Source organism: Winogradskyella eckloniae, from assembly GCF_013249045.1.
Classification (GTDB): Bacteria; Bacteroidota; Bacteroidia; order Flavobacteriales; family Flavobacteriaceae; genus Winogradskyella; species Winogradskyella eckloniae.
On sequence record NZ_JABRWP010000005.1, the window covers coordinates 332,042 to 350,442 of the forward strand.

15 protein-coding genes are annotated in these 18,401 nt (G+C 33.7%); 3 read left to right on the top strand and 12 right to left on the bottom strand.

Annotated elements, in window-relative coordinates:
• Window positions 1-58 precede the first annotated feature (58 nt).
• From HNV08_RS11150 to HNV08_RS11170, 5 genes are read right to left on the bottom strand one after another with little or no spacing between them, the layout of a single operon-like run.
• A complete protein-coding gene (locus HNV08_RS11150) occupies window positions 59-1,306 on the bottom strand; it encodes a competence/damage-inducible protein A (protein WP_173281393.1) in 1,248 nt (415 codons plus the stop codon).
• The gene (locus HNV08_RS11155; RefSeq protein ID WP_173281394.1) at window positions 1,307-1,648 is read right to left on the bottom strand and encodes an Hpt domain-containing protein; all 342 of its coding nucleotides are present in this window, start codon (window positions 1,646-1,648) and stop codon (window positions 1,307-1,309) included. It lies immediately after the preceding gene.
• Window positions 1,649-2,260, bottom strand: a complete 612-nt coding sequence (locus tag HNV08_RS11160) for a fumarylacetoacetate hydrolase family protein (RefSeq protein WP_173281395.1) — start codon at window positions 2,258-2,260, stop codon at window positions 1,649-1,651.
• 33 nt (window positions 2,261-2,293) lie between these two features.
• On the bottom strand, window positions 2,294-3,217 hold the full coding sequence (locus tag HNV08_RS11165; protein WP_173281396.1) for a carboxypeptidase-like regulatory domain-containing protein: 924 nt from the start codon (window positions 3,215-3,217) through the stop codon (window positions 2,294-2,296).
• Between the two features lie 15 nt (window positions 3,218-3,232).
• On the bottom strand, window positions 3,233-4,009 hold the full coding sequence (locus HNV08_RS11170; RefSeq protein WP_173281397.1) for a 3'-5' exonuclease: 777 nt from the start codon (window positions 4,007-4,009) through the stop codon (window positions 3,233-3,235).
• 168 nt (window positions 4,010-4,177) lie between these two features.
• Between HNV08_RS11170 and HNV08_RS11175 the strand changes: the two genes are divergently transcribed.
• Window positions 4,178-5,053 carry an alpha/beta fold hydrolase gene (locus HNV08_RS11175; RefSeq protein ID WP_173281398.1) on the top strand — a complete coding sequence of 292 codons (876 nt, stop codon included), beginning with the start codon at window positions 4,178-4,180 and terminating at the stop codon, window positions 5,051-5,053.
• Between the two features lie 75 nt (window positions 5,054-5,128).
• Here HNV08_RS11175 and HNV08_RS11180 read toward each other — a convergent pair whose 3' ends face one another.
• From HNV08_RS11180 to HNV08_RS11195, 4 genes are all read right to left on the bottom strand, one after another.
• A complete protein-coding gene (locus HNV08_RS11180) occupies window positions 5,129-6,550 on the bottom strand; it encodes a dihydrolipoamide acetyltransferase family protein (RefSeq protein WP_173281399.1) in 1,422 nt (473 codons plus the stop codon).
• Window positions 6,551-6,640: 90 nt separating this feature from the next.
• Window positions 6,641-7,741: a glycosyltransferase family 2 protein gene (locus tag HNV08_RS11185; RefSeq protein WP_173281400.1), complete on the bottom strand. Its 1,101-nt coding sequence runs from the start codon at window positions 7,739-7,741 to the stop codon at window positions 6,641-6,643.
• Window positions 7,742-7,748: 7 nt separating this feature from the next.
• Window positions 7,749-8,366, bottom strand: a complete 618-nt coding sequence (recR, locus tag HNV08_RS11190) for a recombination mediator RecR (protein WP_173281401.1) — start codon at window positions 8,364-8,366, stop codon at window positions 7,749-7,751.
• Window positions 8,367-8,442: 76 nt separating this feature from the next.
• Complete coding sequence (locus tag HNV08_RS11195; RefSeq protein WP_173281402.1) at window positions 8,443-10,977, bottom strand: T9SS type A sorting domain-containing protein; 2,535 nt, start codon at window positions 10,975-10,977, stop codon at window positions 8,443-8,445.
• Window positions 10,978-11,053: 76 nt separating this feature from the next.
• Here HNV08_RS11195 and HNV08_RS11200 point away from each other — a divergent pair, with 76 nt between their 5' ends.
• Window positions 11,054-12,595: a sodium:solute symporter gene (locus tag HNV08_RS11200; RefSeq protein ID WP_173281403.1), complete on the top strand. Its 1,542-nt coding sequence runs from the start codon at window positions 11,054-11,056 to the stop codon at window positions 12,593-12,595.
• Here the strand turns inward: HNV08_RS11200 and HNV08_RS11205 are convergent.
• Complete coding sequence (locus HNV08_RS11205; RefSeq protein ID WP_173281404.1) at window positions 12,582-12,944, bottom strand: CoA-binding protein; 363 nt, start codon at window positions 12,942-12,944, stop codon at window positions 12,582-12,584. The two genes, HNV08_RS11200 and HNV08_RS11205, sit on opposite strands and share 14 nt — an antisense overlap.
• A 103-nt stretch (window positions 12,945-13,047) precedes the next feature.
• Here HNV08_RS11205 and HNV08_RS11210 point away from each other — a divergent pair, with 103 nt between their 5' ends.
• The gene (locus tag HNV08_RS11210) at window positions 13,048-15,492 is read left to right on the top strand and encodes a TonB-dependent receptor domain-containing protein (protein WP_173281405.1); all 2,445 of its coding nucleotides are present in this window, start codon (window positions 13,048-13,050) and stop codon (window positions 15,490-15,492) included.
• A 273-nt stretch (window positions 15,493-15,765) separates the two neighbouring features.
• On the opposite strand, the gene HNV08_RS11215 is transcribed toward HNV08_RS11210, so the two are convergent.
• Window positions 15,766-16,212: a hypothetical protein gene (locus tag HNV08_RS11215; protein WP_173281406.1), complete on the bottom strand. Its 447-nt coding sequence runs from the start codon at window positions 16,210-16,212 to the stop codon at window positions 15,766-15,768.
• Between the two features lie 98 nt (window positions 16,213-16,310).
• Window positions 16,311-18,311, bottom strand: a complete 2,001-nt coding sequence (locus tag HNV08_RS11220) for a DUF4962 domain-containing protein (protein WP_173281407.1) — start codon at window positions 18,309-18,311, stop codon at window positions 16,311-16,313.
• Window positions 18,312-18,401 lie beyond the last annotated feature (90 nt).

Here is an 18,401-nt window from a genome sequence, read left to right on the forward strand (position 1 = left end):
GATATTTTAAACAGGGTGCAAATTTAATAAAACTTTACGTTTCAACAAACATAAAACTCTACTTTTTCAAAAAAAGTTTTTGAAGCATTTCAAAAGCTTTATTTGTAGCTCTTCCAATAACTTTCTCTCTGTTGCTACCAAAGTTAAAAACTTCAGAGTGTACGCCGTTATTTGAAGCTATAGCAATCCATACTGTGCCGACGTCTGCATCTGAGTCGCCTTTCGTTGGTCCTGCATTACCTGTAGTACTAATAGCGTAATCACTATTAAATAAGGTTCTCACATTTAATGCCATGGCTTCCGCCACTTCTCTACTCACTACAGAATGCTGCTTTATCAATGCTTCCGAAACATCTAGAACTTGTACTTTTGATGCCGTTGCATAAGTTACCACACTGCCTTTAAAATAGGCTGAAGCACCAGGAATTTCCGTAAAAGACTTCGCTATGTTTCCTCCTGTACAACTTTCTGCGATTGCCAATGTTTTTTTTGCTTTGGTAAGTTGAGAACCTATAATGGCTTCAATAGAACCATCTTCTTCATAACCTACAAAAACATCTTTAATTAAAGCTAATAGTAAATTAATTTGGTTTTGTAATTCATTTTCAAGCTCTTGCTTATCCTGAGATTTTCCAGATAATCGTAATCTTACACGTCCTAAACTTGGCAAATACGCCAACTTAATATAATGTGGTAAATTGTCTTCCCATTGCGATATGTGATCTGCTAATGCACTTTCTCCAATACCAGATGTCAAAATGGTTCTGTGTAATATGTAAGGAAATTTATACTGCTGTCTGAGTTTAGGAATAACTTGCTCTGTAATTAAAGCTTTCATTTCAAATGGCACACCTGGAAGGGACACAAACACTTTTCCGTTTTTTTCTAACCACATTCCTGGAGCTGTTCCATTATGGTTCATCAACACAGTAGATTTAGACGGTACTAACGCTTGTTGCTTATTGACCTCTAATAAAGGTGCTGTGCTATATTTTAGAAATATTTGCTCTACATGCGCTAAAACAGCTTTGTCTTCAATGAGTGTATCGTTAAAATATTCACAGATGGTATGCTTGGTAATATCATCTTTTGTTGGTCCTAATCCTCCTGTAATGATAATAATATCTGCATTTTCTTCGGCCTCTTTTAAAGCTTTAAGAATATGCGACTTTTCATCTTGTATAGAGGTTATTTGATATACAGAAACACCAACTTTATTGAGCTCTTTTCCTAAAAAGGCTGAATTTGTATCTACAACTTGGCCAATAAGAATTTCGTCGCCAATAGTAATAATTTCTGCTTGCATTTATAATCCGAAATCGGCTTTAATTTCAGTAACCGCATTATCTACAGCAGTTAATACTATAATAAGTTGCTCATCTACATTTTTATCAGTTTGCTCAAATTTTCCCCAATCTTGTACTTCAATAAGGGTATCTAAAACACCTAATTCAAACAAATCAATTGTTGGTTTCATTTTATGTGCAGCTTGATACACTTCCTTATAATCTTTTGCAGGTACTGCAGTTCTTAATCGTTCTGCATCTTCTGGTACTTCTTCTAAGAACGCGGCTGCTATAGCTGCAACGAAATCTTCATCGTTATCAGCCATTTCTCTTACTCTATCTAATTTATAATGTTGTGCCATTTATTTAATTTTTATTGAAAACATTTCCTCGTCTTCAAGATATCCTGTTAATCGATCTTCTGCAAAAACCTTTCCAACTCCTGCAGGTGTTCCGGTAAAGATAATATCTCCAATTTTTAAAGTGAAATATTTTGAAACATATTCTATAATTTCGTCAATTTTCCAGAGCATTAATTCTGTATTTCCAGCCTGAACAATCTCTTCATTCTTTTTTAAACTGAAATTTATATTATTAACATCTTTAAACTGACTTTTAGACAGCCATTTACCAACCACAGCTGCACCATCAAAAGCTTTTGCCTTTTCCCAAGGCAGTCCCTTTGCTTTTAACTGAGCTTGAAGATCTCTCGCGGTAAAGTCTATTCCTAGTCCGATGTCTTCATAATATTTATGCGCAAATTTCTTATCTATATACTTCCCTACTTTATTGATTTTTACTAAAACTTCAACTTCGTGATGAACCTCATCTGAAAAATCTGGAATAAAAAACGGCTGTTTCTTCAATAAAATAGACGTATCAGGCTTTAAAAAGATCACAGGATCTGTTGGCTTTTCGTTTTCTAATTCTTTAATGTGGTCTGTATAATTACGACCTATGCAGATAAGTTTCATGGTTTTTCTCGCTAAGGCGCTAAGGCGCAAAATTTAATTTGATATAGTTAAAGATATTGCTGGAATAATTTTTTTATCACTTTTATGTTTATTTGCTGCATAAAAACCCCATTTACCAGCGTTGTAAATAGATAGCATAAACTCACCATCATCTGCACATATACCAGAAATGGTCGGTGCATGCTTTATACCTTTTCGTTTATTTTTATTTTTTGGACCGCCAACATAAGTTACTTTCTCCTCATTATAAGCTATATATAACCATTCAAAAGCAACATAAAAACCCTCCCGTGGAAATATGACATTATATTCTGAAATATTAATATCTACAGTTTTTTGATTCTTCTTTAGACTAACAACTACACTCTCTTTTAGTAAATCTTTATCTGGAAGGCTATCTTTCCCTATAGAAAACACGCGTAATCTAAATTTCGCCTTTTTATTTCTGAAATTACCGAAATGAAATCTTATCGATTTTAAATAATCTGTAGTTTCATATGTTTCCTCAAATGGAAAATACAAGGCTAATATCCAAGGATTCTTAGCATGAGATCCATAACCTTGACATAAATCTTCTTCATTTATTACATTAACTACTTTAGTCTTTTCTTCAAACTTTTTAGAGATTACAACCTCATCTAATTTTTCCACTAAGGAATTCAGATAAACTTCTTGAGTCTCTAAAAATACAGACACTGGTATTATACTACTTTCATAGCCTAATGAAGACATTTTCACAGATTTGTTTAAATGTTTTTCTTCTACATTAAGGGTATAACTCCCATCTTCATTACTGGATGTGCCTATTTGAGAATCGAGAATAGAAATATTTACATAGGGAATAGGCTCGTTAGTAACTTTATCTAAAATAACACCTTTAGCTATTTCGCCTTGAGAAAAAGTTAAGACGGGAATTAATAAAAACAAAAGCCGGATACTATAAATTATCAGATTCATTATCTCATGTCCCTTTTAATCCAATTTATTATTAAACTGGCGTAATTTAATAGCCGTTAGAACCTTCTTAGTATATAATGGAAAGTCTGCATTAAGTAACCAGCCAAAATAACCTGGCTCTTTCTCTAAAACCTCCAATACGCGTTTTCCCTTATGCTTTCCAAAAGAGAAACATTCTTCGCCTTCTTTATTATATATCAAAAAACCTGCAAAATCCGCGAATTTTTTACGCGCACTAAATTCCGCTAAAAACTTCGTATTGTTTTCGAGTGTCTCATATCGGTCTAATTGCGCTTTTAAAACTTCGTAAGTAGCTTTGGTATCGGCTTCTGCACTGTGCGCATCATCTAAGTCTTTATTACAATAGAATTTATAAGCTGCTACTAATGTACGCTGTTCCATTTTATGAAAAATGGTTTGTACATCCACAGAATTTGTACTTTTCATATCAAAATCTACCTCAGCACGCAATAATTCTTCAGCCAATAACGGAATGTCAAAACGATTTGAATTAAACCCTCCTAAATCTGAATCCTTTATAAGGTTATAAATCTCCTTTGATAATTCTTTAAAAGTTGGCTTATCTGCAACATCTGCATCAGAAATGCCATGAATTTCTGTAACTTCTGCAGGAATAGGCATTTCAGGATTTACAACCCAAGTTTTGGCTTCTTCCTTTCCGTTAGGATACACTTTTAGGATAGAAATTTCTACAATTCTATCTTTAGATACGTTAATTCCTGTGGTTTCAAGATCGAAAAAACAGATGGGTTTGGTAAGATTAAGTTGCATTGTTTTTATTTTAAAAAACAAAGATAATTAGAATATATAAGATTGTATGGTTTGAAGACGAAAAGCTGACTTGACTATATAAATTCAATTGAGTAACTTCGTTTATCGAGCATTTCTATGTATTAAAATATATCTAGATCACATTATGATAATCTAAACACTATAGCCTTGCAAAAAACAGAGCAGCATATCATTTTAAACGATCAAAGAAGGTTATGTTTTGCTGAATTTGGTCATCCTGAAGGGTTTCCTATTATTTATTTCCATGGTTCGCAAAGTTCTAGATTAGAAATGCACTATGATATGAGTTTTGCTGTCACTCAACATTTAAGAGTTATCACTATAGATAGACCAGGACATGGTATTTCAGACTTTAATCCCGAAGGTACAATTCTAAGTTTCGCACATGATGTAAAACACTTAACTGAATTTTTAAATATCGAAAGGTTTTCGGTTATTGGTATGTCTGCTGGCTCTGCTTTCGCTTTAGGTTTTACTTATTTATTCCCTAAAAACATTTATAAAACGTCTATAGTTAGTAGCTTTGCTCCATATAATAAAGACAGCAAAAAACACCTCAATACAGCCGTAAAATCCATGCTAACTATAGCGAAGCATTTTCCCTTTTTATTAAAATTTCTGCTAAAGACGACGGCAAAACAGATAAATACGAATCCTAAAAAAGCGCTTGGAAGTTTTTTGAAAATAATGAGTGAACCAGATAAAAATGTATTAAAAAACGACGCTGTAAGCCTTGTCATTGAAACCATGTTTAAAGAAGCCTACAGAAATGGAAGCGAAGGCATTGCCCATGAAATTTCTAATATTTTAGTTAAGGATTGGGGTTTTTCACTAGAGGATATACAAACACCAGTTACGTTATGGCAAGGAAAAAAAGATAATAATGTTCCTTATAAATGGGCTGAATTAATGAAAAGTAAAATGAATAATGCCACTTTAAAACTATACAAAGACGAAGGGCATTTACTAATTTTTAATTTTGCGAATGAAATTTTCACTGCGCTAAAAGCAAATCCTTCTTAACCTTTTCTTCTTATAAATGAAAAAAGCACAGTAAAAAACTGTGCTTTATTTATGAATTGTAAGGTCTTCTATTTTTTAAATCTCGTGATCTAAATCCCAAGCTTCGAGGTAATCTTTAACTGCTTTTACAAATTGACCTCCTAGCGCTCCATTTACCACTCTGTGATCATAAGAATGGGATAAATACATTTTATATCGTATTCCTATATAATCACCTTCTGGTCCTTCTATTACAGCGGGTGTTTTTCTAATAGCTCCTAATGCCAAAATCCCGACTTGTGGCTGATTAATGATTGGTGTTCCCATGATACTACCAAATGTACCCACATTAGTAACAGTATAGGTTCCACCTTGTATATCATCTGGAGCCAATTTATTTTCTCTTGCTCTTGTCGCTAAATCGTTAACACGTTTTACCATACCGAATAAATTTAATTGGTCTGCATTTTTAATTACAGGAACAATTAAATTACCATCTGGTAATGCTGCAGCCATACCAACATTTATCGCCTTCTTTTTTATGACTTTATCGCCTTGTACAGAAATATTCATCATAGGAAATTCCTTTAAGGCTTTTGTAACCGCTTCCATAAAAATTGGTGTAAAGGTTAAATTTTCACCTTCACGCTTCATAAAGTCATCCTTTACTTTCTTTCTCCAATTCCAAATATTGGTAACATCTGCTTCAATAAAAGATTGCACATGCGCAGAAGTCTGTACAGATTCTACCATATATTTTGAAATGAGTTTCCCCATTCTGGTCATTTCAATTATTTCATCACCATTTGAAACTTCAATAGACTTTTCTTCAGTGACTTTTTCTGGTTTTTCTGGTGTTTTAATCGCCTTAGCAGATACAGGATTACTTTTAGGGACTGCTGCAGTATCAGCAACTACTGTTTCCTTTTTCTCTGCAACAGGTTCTACCTCTTGAGGTGCTACTTCTGTTACAGGCTGCGTTGCACTAGGCATAGAATTTCGAGATTCTAAATACGCTTTAATATCGTTTTTAGTAACACGATTATCTTTTCCTGATCCGGCAATGGTATCTAACTCAGCTTGAGAAATACCTTCTTGTTTGGCAATATTTTTAACTAAAGGAGAATAAAATCTATCTTCAGTTGAAACGACTGGCTCCACAGACGCCTTTGCAGCAACAATTGTTTGAGCCACATCAGCTACCTCTTTTGGCGCTTCTGGCTCCACAACAGGCGCTACCTCTACTGCTGGCGATTTTACTTCTATTGTGTCTCCGCCTTCTGTTTCTATAATAGCAATGGTTTGCCCAACTTGTACGACATCGTCAACGTTAAATAGTTTTTCTACTAAAACACCATCTACTTCACTAGGCACTTCACTATCAACTTTGTCTGTTGCTATTTCTAATACCGCTTCATCTGCTTCAATGGTATCACCAACATCTTTAAGCCATGAGGTTATTGTTGCTTCTGCAACACTTTCTCCCATTTTAGGCAACTTAAGTTCAAACTTTGACATATTTTTAATTTGAAGGTCTTTATTTTAAAATCGATTGCAAAATTAGTAAAAAAACCGATGATTTACTGATTTTAATTCAAAAAATACAATCTAGAAACTTAACACTTCACCTCTATTTGTGGCGCTATCGCTTCCGAGGATAAATTTACTGCTTTTTGGCAGAAATCTAAAAACAATATTTGGTTGTTTAGATTTCGCCTTCATATCCTTAAAAATATCAGTTGTTTTAAGAATGCTTAAATCATACAAAATGGTACTATTATCTTCGATTTGATGATGTATAGCTTTGTTTATATGCTGTGGTTCGGGCAACTGTTTACTAAGTTCTAATTCTATTGCTTTTGCATAGACATACGTTCTCTTAGTTATTGCAGGCTGTTGTCTTGTCGTTTTACTGAATAATTTTGCCATTCTTATACCTAACCATACCAAAACATTAAATACCATGTATTGCTTAAAATGATTTTTATAAAATATCTGCATCGCACCATAGAAGCGCTGTGCATATGTTGCGTCTTTTAATGTGCTTTCACCTTTAAAATGAATGACTGTAGTGTCGCCAAAATAGTAATTATCTAAGCCAGCTTTAATCACCTTATAAGATAAATCTATGTCTTCTCCATACATAAAATAGGATTCATCAAAACCACCAACAGCCTCATAAACATCTTTTTTTAACCACATAAATGCGCCTACTAAGATTTTCACTTTCCCAGTACCATTTGCAGTAACATGATTGGCATAATAGCCTTTAACATTACCCAAAACTTTTTTCAAAGCTACTGCTGGTGTAGGCACATTTCGCTTACTCTCTGGAAGAAATTTCCCTGTACCATCAATGAGCTGACAACCAACAATACCCAAATTCTCTTTTGAATCTGTAAACTCTAAAAGTTTTACAAACGTATCTTCAGCCACTATGGTATCTGGGTTAAGAATACATAAGTACTCTCCACATGCTTTTGCTACTCCAATATTATTTCCTGCAGAAAACCCCAAATTTTCATTATTCTCAATCAACTTTACAGAGGGAAACAATTCCTTTACCATTTTACAACTATCATCTGTAGACTGATTATCTACTACAATAATTTCCGCTTCAATATTAGCAATTGCAACTTCGACACTTTTTAGACAAACCTCTAAAAAATAACGTACATTATAATTTAAAATTACAACTGACAACTTCATTTTGGACTTACGATTTTAATGACGTTTCAAACGGCACACGATCAATTATGCTTCGTCCTAAGGTAACTTCATCTGTATACTCTAATTCGTTACCTGCGGCAACACCTCTTGCTATTGTTGATGTTGATACATTGTAGTCTTGAATTTGTCTGAAAATATAAAAATTGGTTGTATCGCCTTCCATTGTAGGACTCATAGCAAAAATCAATTCCTTTACCTTTCCCTCTTTTACTTTATCTACTAATGTTTTTATATTTAGATCTTGTGGACCAATACCATCCATAGGAGAAATTTTCCCACCTAATACATGATACAACCCTTTGAATGAACTCGTATTCTCAACAGCCATTACATCTCTTATATCTTCAACAACACAAATAATTTCACTATTTCGGCTAGGATTTTCACAGATGTCGCACAGTATTTTATCACTTATATTATGACAAGATTTACAGAAATTTATTTCTGCTCTCACTTTAGAAAGTGCATTGGCTAATTGAAACGTTTGACGCTCAGGTTGACGTAGAAGATGTAGCACCAAACGCAAGGCTGTACGCTTACCAATACCAGGCAATTGAGACACCTCATTAACTGCATTTTCTAAAAGTTTTGATGAAAATTCCATGGTTGCAAAGGTAACGTTTTTTAGGCATAATTTTACGACTGATTATGCCTTACGCATCGCATATTTTTGCAGGAGATTAGTTGAGCATTAGTTTTTTTGTAATCGTCCCTTTTGTAGAATTCAATTTCACAAAATAAATACCTGTTTCAAAACCAGACGTTTCAATTGTTAATGGTGTTGATAAATTTTGATTTTTTGAATAATACATCAGTTGCCCTAATGAATTAAACAACCTAACGGTTACATTCTCTGAAGTATCCCAATACAAATTAACCGTATTTGAAGCCGGATTTGGATAAACTTTTAAATCCTCTACCTCAAAATCAGCAACACTTAAGGCTTGGTCATACAAGTTAGACCTCCAAAGTCCTCTACCATAAGTTGCTGCGTATAATTTATTATCTGCTGAGTTTATTTCGAGTTCATTTATTCTAACATTAGGCAAGCCATTATTAAATAATGTCCATGAATTCCCTAAGGTTGTATCCGTGTAATACACACCATAGTTCATACCTACATATAATCCATTTGTAGTTCCAGACTGCCACACAACAGCTTGCGAAGAAAAGTTAGGTAAATCCCACTTTATAGAGGTCCAAGTTGACCCACTATCATCACTGACGTAAACTTTTTGATTATTGGTTGTAGCGATAGCTATCTTATTTGGATTTTGAGGATGAACAGCAATACTATTTATTTGACCTCCACTAAGGTTTAAGGCAGATTGAGTCCATGTAATTCCGCCATCATCTGTAGACCAAAACAATCCGTTAATCGCTAAATATATTTTGTTATTATTTGTTGGCGCTATTTTTAAATGATCTATATTATTAGAAAAATTCTGAGAAATAGACACCCAATTTAAACCACTATCAATAGATTTATAAACTTCATCGAATGCACAATATATTACATTTTGTAGTATAGGATCTTGCTCAAATGGCACTATCCAATTCCAAGTATAATCTCCACCTTTGTCATCTGGCTGTGTGAGATATGTGATGTTTGCACCACCATTAAAGCTTTTCACAAACGACCCAAATTGAGACGTTCCATATAAAATTTGGCTATTATTTTTATCTACGAATCCTTCCATGCCATCTGCGCCCCACCAATCTGTCCAATTGCCATCCGAACTTAACACTGAAGACCCATTATCTTGAGAGCCACCAGTAACAATAACGGGATTTGTTTGGCTTACACCTATTTTATAAAATTGTCTAATCCCTAATCCTGCGGTTAAATCTGTATAATATGAACTATTAACCACAGTTGGATTTTCTGCTCTATAAATACCGCCATCGGAAGCTACATAAAGCTTGACGTCTGCACCAGAACCTACAAACTCTAATAAATCGACATCGGCATGACAATACCCAATATTTTGATTATTGGCATCATAAGGTGTCCATTGTGAAGTAATGCCAAAAGTAACACCACCATCTACTGATCGCCATGTATTTATTCCTGCAATATGTACATCATCTACATTATTGGGATTTACAGCAATTGCCATATCTCTTGGTGCTTGGCCATTATCATCAACGCCTGCTGAATCATATCCAAAATAGTTTCTACCATCATGGCTTAGTTTTGTAAAACTATTTCCACTATCAGTAGACTTATATAATGCTCCAAATAAGCCACCGCTTGCTTCTAGCACATAGACTACAGATGGATCATTCGCCGAAACTCCAATCATTTTAGGTCCAAAACTAAATTGATTTGGAGCAACACCACTAATTTTATTAAAACTTGCACCATTATTCGTTGAGACATAAAAATTAGCGCCTGATGCATAAACCACACTTGGGTCATTGGGTTTAAATCTAAAATCATAACCATTAGATACACCTGCAAAATAAATTGAACTCCAGGTAACACCTCCATCTGTTGATTTATACAATCCACTTCCTTGTGAACTACAATACATAATTAAAGGATCAGTTGGATGAATTAATATTTTATTAATAGAACCACCTGGTAAGGTACTATGCAACACCCAAGTTGCACCACCATCTTCAGATTTAAAGAGTGCACCATTAGTTGAACCCCAAAAATAATTAGAACTATTATTTGGGTCTATCGTCAATGCATAGACATCAATATTCGCTAAATTATCCGTCAGAACCGTCCATGTTGTACCACCATCTATACTTTTCCACACACCACCAGTAACACTTCCAACAATGATATGATCTAAATTATTTTCGTCTATAGAAACGGATGTAATCCTGCCTACTCCTGGATTATAACCAGATGTAGCGTTCCAATAGGTAGGTCCCATTTCTTCCCAAGTACCTACAACCGTTCTTGCTGCAAAACCTTCATTATTTATACTCGCATTATAATTGTTTAATTCATTATAATAAAATGCTGGAGATTTTAACATACCGTTTTCATCCATAGCACGTTCAGCAAAATATTGCCAACGCCTAAATGGCTTATAGCCTTTCCCACGTTCTCGACCTACCGAATCGAAATGACTTTCTGCAACAGTTACAATGGCATCTACAGAATGTGATCCTTCCGCAATAAGTTGTTTAAAATCTTGTCCTGAAATATTATAGTAACACAAAGCAAAACTGACGAGAAATAGATATTTTTTCATAAAAAAATGTTTTTAGCAGCATCCAATTTTATCAAATGTACTACTTTTCAAAAATAATACTATAATTTCATAAGTCATGTCACCACTGTCTATATTATTACTAATTGCAGGTTACTTCGGGTTGCTTATTTTAATTTCATATTTTACTGGCAAAGAAGATTCTAATGCCGCTTTTTTTAAAGCTAACAAGTCGGCACCATGGTATTTAGTGGCTTTTGGGATGATTGGTGCGTCTCTATCTGGAGTTACCTTTATTTCTGTTCCAGGTCTTATTGCAGGACAAGAGTTTGCTTATATGCAAGGTGTATTGGGTTTTTTTGTTGGTTATTTAGTGGTTGCTTTAGTCTTAATTCCTTTATACTACAATCTAAATGTTACTTCTATTTATCAGTATTTAGAAGATCGCTTTGGTGTTGTTAGTTACAAAACTGGTGCATTTTTCTTTTTATTGTCGCGCGTTACTGGTGCTTCATTTAGGTTGTATTTGGTAGCATTAGCTATGCAATATATTGTTTTTAAAAATCTAGGTGTGCCATTTTGGCTAACCGTCGTGATATCCATATTACTTATTTGGCTGTATACTAACAAAGGTGGAATAAAAACTATAATTTGGACCGACACATTGCAAACCATCGCCATGTTAACCTCAGTAATTGTGGCTATAATATTAATTCTAAACAAACTTGATTGGACTTTAGCCGAAACGTTTACCAAAGACACTTTTAAAGCAAAAAGTCAAATTTTTTATTTTGATAACATCAATAGTAAAATTAATTTTTGGAAATATTTTATAGGTGGCATTTTTATTACTATCGCCATGACTGGTTTAGATCAAGACATGATGCAAAAGAACTTAACCTGCAAAAATGCCAATGAATCTAAAAAGAACATGCTTTCAATGTCGGTTTTATTGGTCATTGTAAACCTTGTATTCTTAACCCTTGGTGCTTTATTATTTATCTACGCTGATCAATTTAATGTTGCCATTCCGAAATTAAATGGCGTTACCAGAACCGATTTATTGTTCCCAGAAGTTGCGATGAATCAAGGTCTTGGCAAAGGACTAGCAATCACATTTATTATTGGACTAATTGCCGCAGCTTACAGCAGCGCAGATTCTGCTTTAACGTCTTTAACCACATCCTTTTCTGTAGATTTTTTAAATATTGAAAAAAAATCTATAGAAGCGCAAAAACCCTTACGTAAAAAAGTACACATTGCAGTGTCTTTACTTTTAATAATTGTTGTAATAATCTTCAATTCTTTAGAAGGCAGCGTAGTGAGTAATCTCTTTACATTTGCTACGTTTACCTATGGTCCGTTATTAGGTTTATTTGCTTTTGGAATCTTAACTAAAACAACTATAAAAGATAAATTTGTGTGGATTGTAGGACTCGTTTCAATACTATTAACCTATTTAATCACACTTTTACCAACCTATTACGCGTATAGCCAAAATCTATTATTAGAAGATTGCACAGCTTCGGCATGGGAATGCGCTGCTTTATATGCTCAAAATCATTTATATAATTTCAACTGGGAAATATTACCACTTAATGGTTGTATTACCTTTTTAGGATTACTCCTCATTTCTAGAAAAAGAACTAATATTGGCTAGTTGCCAACAACACCAATGTACACGCTTCTTCATATTTAATTGCATGTTGATTTAAAAGCTCATAAAATTCAGAATTTTCTGTTCCAGGATTAAAAATTACACGCTTAGGATTTATATTAATAATATAATCGTAATACGCCTTTTGACGTGTAGGATTAAGATATAATGTAATGGTGTCTATATCTGTAAACGGCTTTAATTCCGTATCTATACTTACATCCTCTACCAATCCTTGTCGTAAGCCAATAGCTTTAACCAAATGATGATGTTGTCTGAGCCTTTTAATAGCTTTATTAGAGTAACGTTCTGGCTTCAATGAAGCTCCAATAACTAAAGTTGTTTTATTCATAATGTTAAAAATGTGTTAACTTAAATAATTAAAGTAACATACTTTAAAGTTTGTCGTCTATCCTTTAATAAACTATCACAAATCAATCAAAAAACCAATCAAAATGAAATCAATCGTTTTATGCTGTGCGCTCTTATTTTCTTTTTTAGCCTCAGCCCAACCCAATTCTAATGCAGACATTAGAAACGGCTCAATTTATGGTCGTGTTATAGACGCCGAACTAAATGAACCGTTACCTTATGTAAACATAGTAATTAAAGATCAAACCAATAAAATTATTACAGGTGGCATAACCAATGAAGACGGCACTTTTGAAATTGAAAACATACCAGAAGGCACCATAAAAGTCTCTATTCAATTTGTAGGATTCAAAACCATAGATAAAAGTATTACCTTAGGAAAAGGGCAATATAAAGTAAATCTAGGTGATATTAAACTTGAAGAAGAATCTACAGGATTAGATGAAGTTACCATCGTAGCTGATGTCTCAACTATTCAGCAAAAAGTAGATCGTAAAGTTATTACTATTGGTAAAGACTTACAAACAGCAGGTGCAACAGCTAGTGAACTTATGAATAATCTACCATCAGTTAGTGTAGACCAACAAACCGGATCAATAAGTTTACGTGGCAATCAAAACGTAAGAGTAATGGTAGACGGTAAACTCTCCAATATTCCTGCAGAACAATTACTAAAGCAAATACCTTCAAACTCCATAAAAAGTGTTGAATTGATTACCAACCCTTCTGCAAAATATAATCCTGAAGGTATGAGTGGCATTATTAACATTGTATTACACAAAAACACAAAAATTGGATTTAATGGTAACATTAATGTAGGACTAGCTCATGATATTGAAGCTAAGTTTAACAGCTCCATAGATGCCAACTACAGAAATGGAAAAATAAATTTCTATGGCTCTTACGGCAATAACATTAATAGAAATGTCAATTATGGTTTCATCAATAGAACCGAACAAGACATTCTTCAGAATTTTGATATTTTAAATGACAACAAATCACATTTATTTAAGATAGGATTAGATTATTATTTAAATGATAAAAACACGATTTCTGTTTTCACTAACCAAAACATTTTTAATGGTGAAACTGATGTTAACTCAAAAATCAACTACCTATTTAATGATGCTTTAGACGAATCACAAACACTACAAGGATTTCATAACAATGATTCGCAACAGTATAATTTTAATTATAAACATGATTTTGACAAGGACGGACACCATATAGAACTAGAAGTAGATCATAACATTTATGAAGGTGTTGTAGATAATAGCAATGCATTTTTTAGTTCCCAACGACCAGACTTTATTGAAGATACAGATACTGACAGAAATAGCACAACCGTTAATTTAGATTACGTTAATCCGTTGTCTGAAACAGTAAAACTAGAATTAGGACTGCAAGCACGTTTATTTGACACAAGTATTTTCTACGAATCAGACGCAAGAGAGCAAAATGAAAACGGAGCTTACATACCAACAACAACACTATTTAATTATAACAGAAATATATATTCTGCTTATGCCACTTATGGTAAAAAGTTAGAAAAATGGAGTTATCAATTTGGCTTAAGAGCAGAAACCGTTTATGTAGATTCTGATGCTTTTAAAAAAGATTTAGACTCTAACGAAGAAATAAATATTCCTTTTGAAAACGATTATATAGAATTATATCCCTCTGCATTTGTTACCTACGCACCATCTGAAAAAAACTCGTATCAGTTTAGCTACAGCAGAAGAATTGACAGACCTGGCATAGGGCAAGTTAACCCATTACCAAATTGGAGTACGCCTTTAATTTCAGAATTTGGAAACCAAGAATTACGTCCTCAATTCACAAATTCTATTGAAACAAATTACACAAGACAATTTGAAAAAGGAAGCGTTACTGCAGGTGTTTTTTATAGAATTATCGAAGATGAAATACAGCAAGCCATCTTAATTGACAGAACAGACTATAACCGTCTAATATTCACAAATTTAAATTTTGATAATACATCATCTTACGGAATAGAAGTGTCTTCAAATTACAGGCCCACAAAATGGTGGAGTGTAAACGCAAGTTTTGACTTATATTCTCAAACACAAAAAAGTTTAGCTGAGTCTTTTGATACGAATGACGCAATAGTTCTAAACACTGTAGAAGTAGACAATATTGCCTGGAGCGCACGCGCTTTCAACAACTTCAAAGTGAGTAAAAGCCTTAGTTTTTCAGCATTTGGCATGTACCGTTCAAAAAACAAAAACATTCAGTTTGAAATGAACGACATGCTAATGGTTAATTTAGGTATGCGATACAATTTTATGGAAGGCAGAGCTAACTTCAGTTTAAGTTACAATGACATCTTTGATACCATGTATGCAGAGTTTGAAGGCGAACGACCATACGCACAAATTGGTCAGTTTAATTGGGAAAGTCAACAAATCTCCATGAGTCTCTCTTACCGTTTTGGCGGAGGAAAATACACGGCCAAATCCCGTAAACAAAGAGATAACGATGTGAAAGAAGGTGGCGGAATGTTTTAAAAATTTTTAATAGTTAACATAAATGTTGATGGTTAGTGTTAGTGCTTAACTATTAAATTTAGAAAACCCGAAAACTGCTGTTTTCGGGTTTTTGTTAAATACGCGTTAAATATCTCTATCCATAAAATAAAAACAAGTTTTTAACGTCTATAGTAGTGGATAAGTTTTTAAATAGTGGTATTATAAATTAAGTTTTATAATAGTGTTAATTAAAGTTGGTTAATGGTTGAAAAGCCCAAACAGAAAATCTGTTTGGGCTTTTTGCATTTGGTTTTATGTTCTCATAAGAAACCTTAACGTTTTCTTTTTTAACTGATACTCAATTTCTTCAAAATTTCTGTTTTCAATTATGTCTCTTTCTTTAGATTCAATGACAAAGCTAACCTTAGTCATATATGTGTTGGAAACATTCGAAAAGTCAGATTCAATTTCTTTTTCATCAGATTTAATTTCAATCTCATAATCTTTTGTCAGAATTGTAATTTTAGAGCCTTTTAATGTTTTTAAATCTACACGACTAAGCACAGTTGTATTCATAAACAAATACCCATTTAATTCTTGAAAACTTACCCAAAATTGACCATCACGAGATGCTGCTACTTTTAGGCCAGAAATATTTTTTATTTTCTCTTCGGTGAAAGTATCAACGTGCAATCTTTCCATTGCTCTTATATTTCCTAGAGCTGCTAAAAGTTCATCTTTTTTTCTAAAAATATTCATTCTATGTAATCCTTTATGCTCATTTAACTAATGATTATTACACTACCAGTGACTTTACAGCAAAAAAACGACGACAAAGTTTTAATATGACCGTGCAACTATTCTTCCTTTATTGTGAGTTCAATTACAAATTTTGATTTGGTTACTTTCTCCTTTGTAGAAATACCTAACTTTTTACCACGTTCTTCTAAACCGCCTTTATCTACACTTCCAGGATCTCCTGGCGCTGTTAAAACATTTTTATCAATTTTGGTTACAAATCCTTTTGGTGCTTTTATTTTAGCAATAATACTCGTGTTCTGAGGCTCTAACTCAAAAGTACTATCCGAAATTTGATCTATAACATGATCTGCATGTAAATAAGATGTAATTATTTGAGGCGAATTTGTTTCTACGTCATCAATTATAACAAAACTACCAGGTGCATTGAACTCAAACGTTCTTATAAATTTCTTTACACCTACTTCAGGTTCATATGCAGCAGTAGCATCTGCTTTAATGGCAACATGTTTTTGGTCCATTTTAACCTCAACAATGCGGATTTTATTTATTCTTTCATATGGTATTCCGTAAAACACATCATGGCCTTCGCCTTCATGGTTCTGACCTTTACCATCAAACAAAAGTGTATTATGAGAATGCGTCATAGTAAGGCCTTCGTAACCCGAATCACCAGTTAAATATTCACCATTTGCCCAAATAATAAAACCACCAGCATCTGGATGTGCATGTCCACTTGATAATCGCCATTCTGGAAATGTTTCTAATTTTTGCAAAGTCTTATGCCCTTCTGACGGTCCGCATTTAAATGAAAATGCGGTAGCATCATCTTCCCAACTCGATCTCCAAAACACAACATCGTGATCCGCAAAGTAATGAAACGTCTTTTGTTCTTCAATTGGTACAGACTTCACAGAAGGATTATACCAAATAAAACTCCACATTTCTTCTGCACTTACTTGACCCTTTTGTTTTAACCAATCTGCAACACCTTGAGCTTCTCCATTATTAAATTTATCTGCAACTTTATATAAAACATTATAGCTGCTCTGAAACTGACCATTAATGCGTTCTCTACTATAATCTTCTGCTTTTTTATCTCGCGTTAAGTTACCTGTATAGGTATCACCATAATCAAAATGAAACTCTGCGCCTGGCAATGTAGCATGTGAAATATACTTATGCATCAAATTAAAACCTGGTACTTTCTCATATAAATCTTCTCCAGTCGCGTGAAATTGTAAATCCATATAATGAAATAACCAAGGTGTAGAAAAAATCCAATACTCAATGCCTTCATAATAAAATCCGTCTTCTGAGTAGGTTTCTAAAACCCCTTCAAAAATGGCTCTTGGCAATTCTGCCCATTGTTTCGCTTCAGGTGTTTCGCCAGCCAAAGCATAGGCTGTAACAGCCAAACCTGACATAGGTATAAAGGTATGATTTTGACTATATGCATACGTTTTTCCTGGTTGTGGTTTATAAAAATCATAAAGCAATCTAGCTTGTCTTATTAATTTGGATTTATAGATATCGCGTTCTTTTGGTGTTAAATCATGGTACAACAAATCATAACCCCAACCTAATCCATATAATAAATGGCCAGCTGCTAAATCTACATCTGGCTTATTGTATTTATAACCCCAAACCTCGTAAGACACTGCGGCATCCATGTATTTTTTGGCTGCAACTAAGTATTTTTTTTTACCTGTAATTTTATAAGCGAGTGCTGCTTCTGCAATGCCTAATCCAACAGGATTCTGTACACGTCTTGCTTGCGCTGGCGCTGGTGTTGGCTCAATAGTCATTGCCCTAACTCTAGACAAGGCTGTTTCCCATAATTTTTTTTGGGTTTTCGTCTTATCTTTTAAATCATCAATCTCTGATTGTGTCAAAAACACACGTGGATGCACACCTTTTAATTCGTCCTTTAAAGTGGACGTTTTTGTTTTCATTAAATTAATAAGCGGATGCTCACCTTTAATTTTATCGCTTTTAGCTCGTTCGGCTTCTAGCTCTTGTGTGTCTTGTGCATAAGCTAAGCCTAAGAACAACATATGTAACAAGAGCACAGAGCGTATAATTTTATTGAATTTCATATCGAATTGTATTACATTTTTTCTTCGCAACCATGTGATCTCTTCTCTAAACACCCAGAAAATCTGCTAAAAAAGACCTAGTTGCTAACT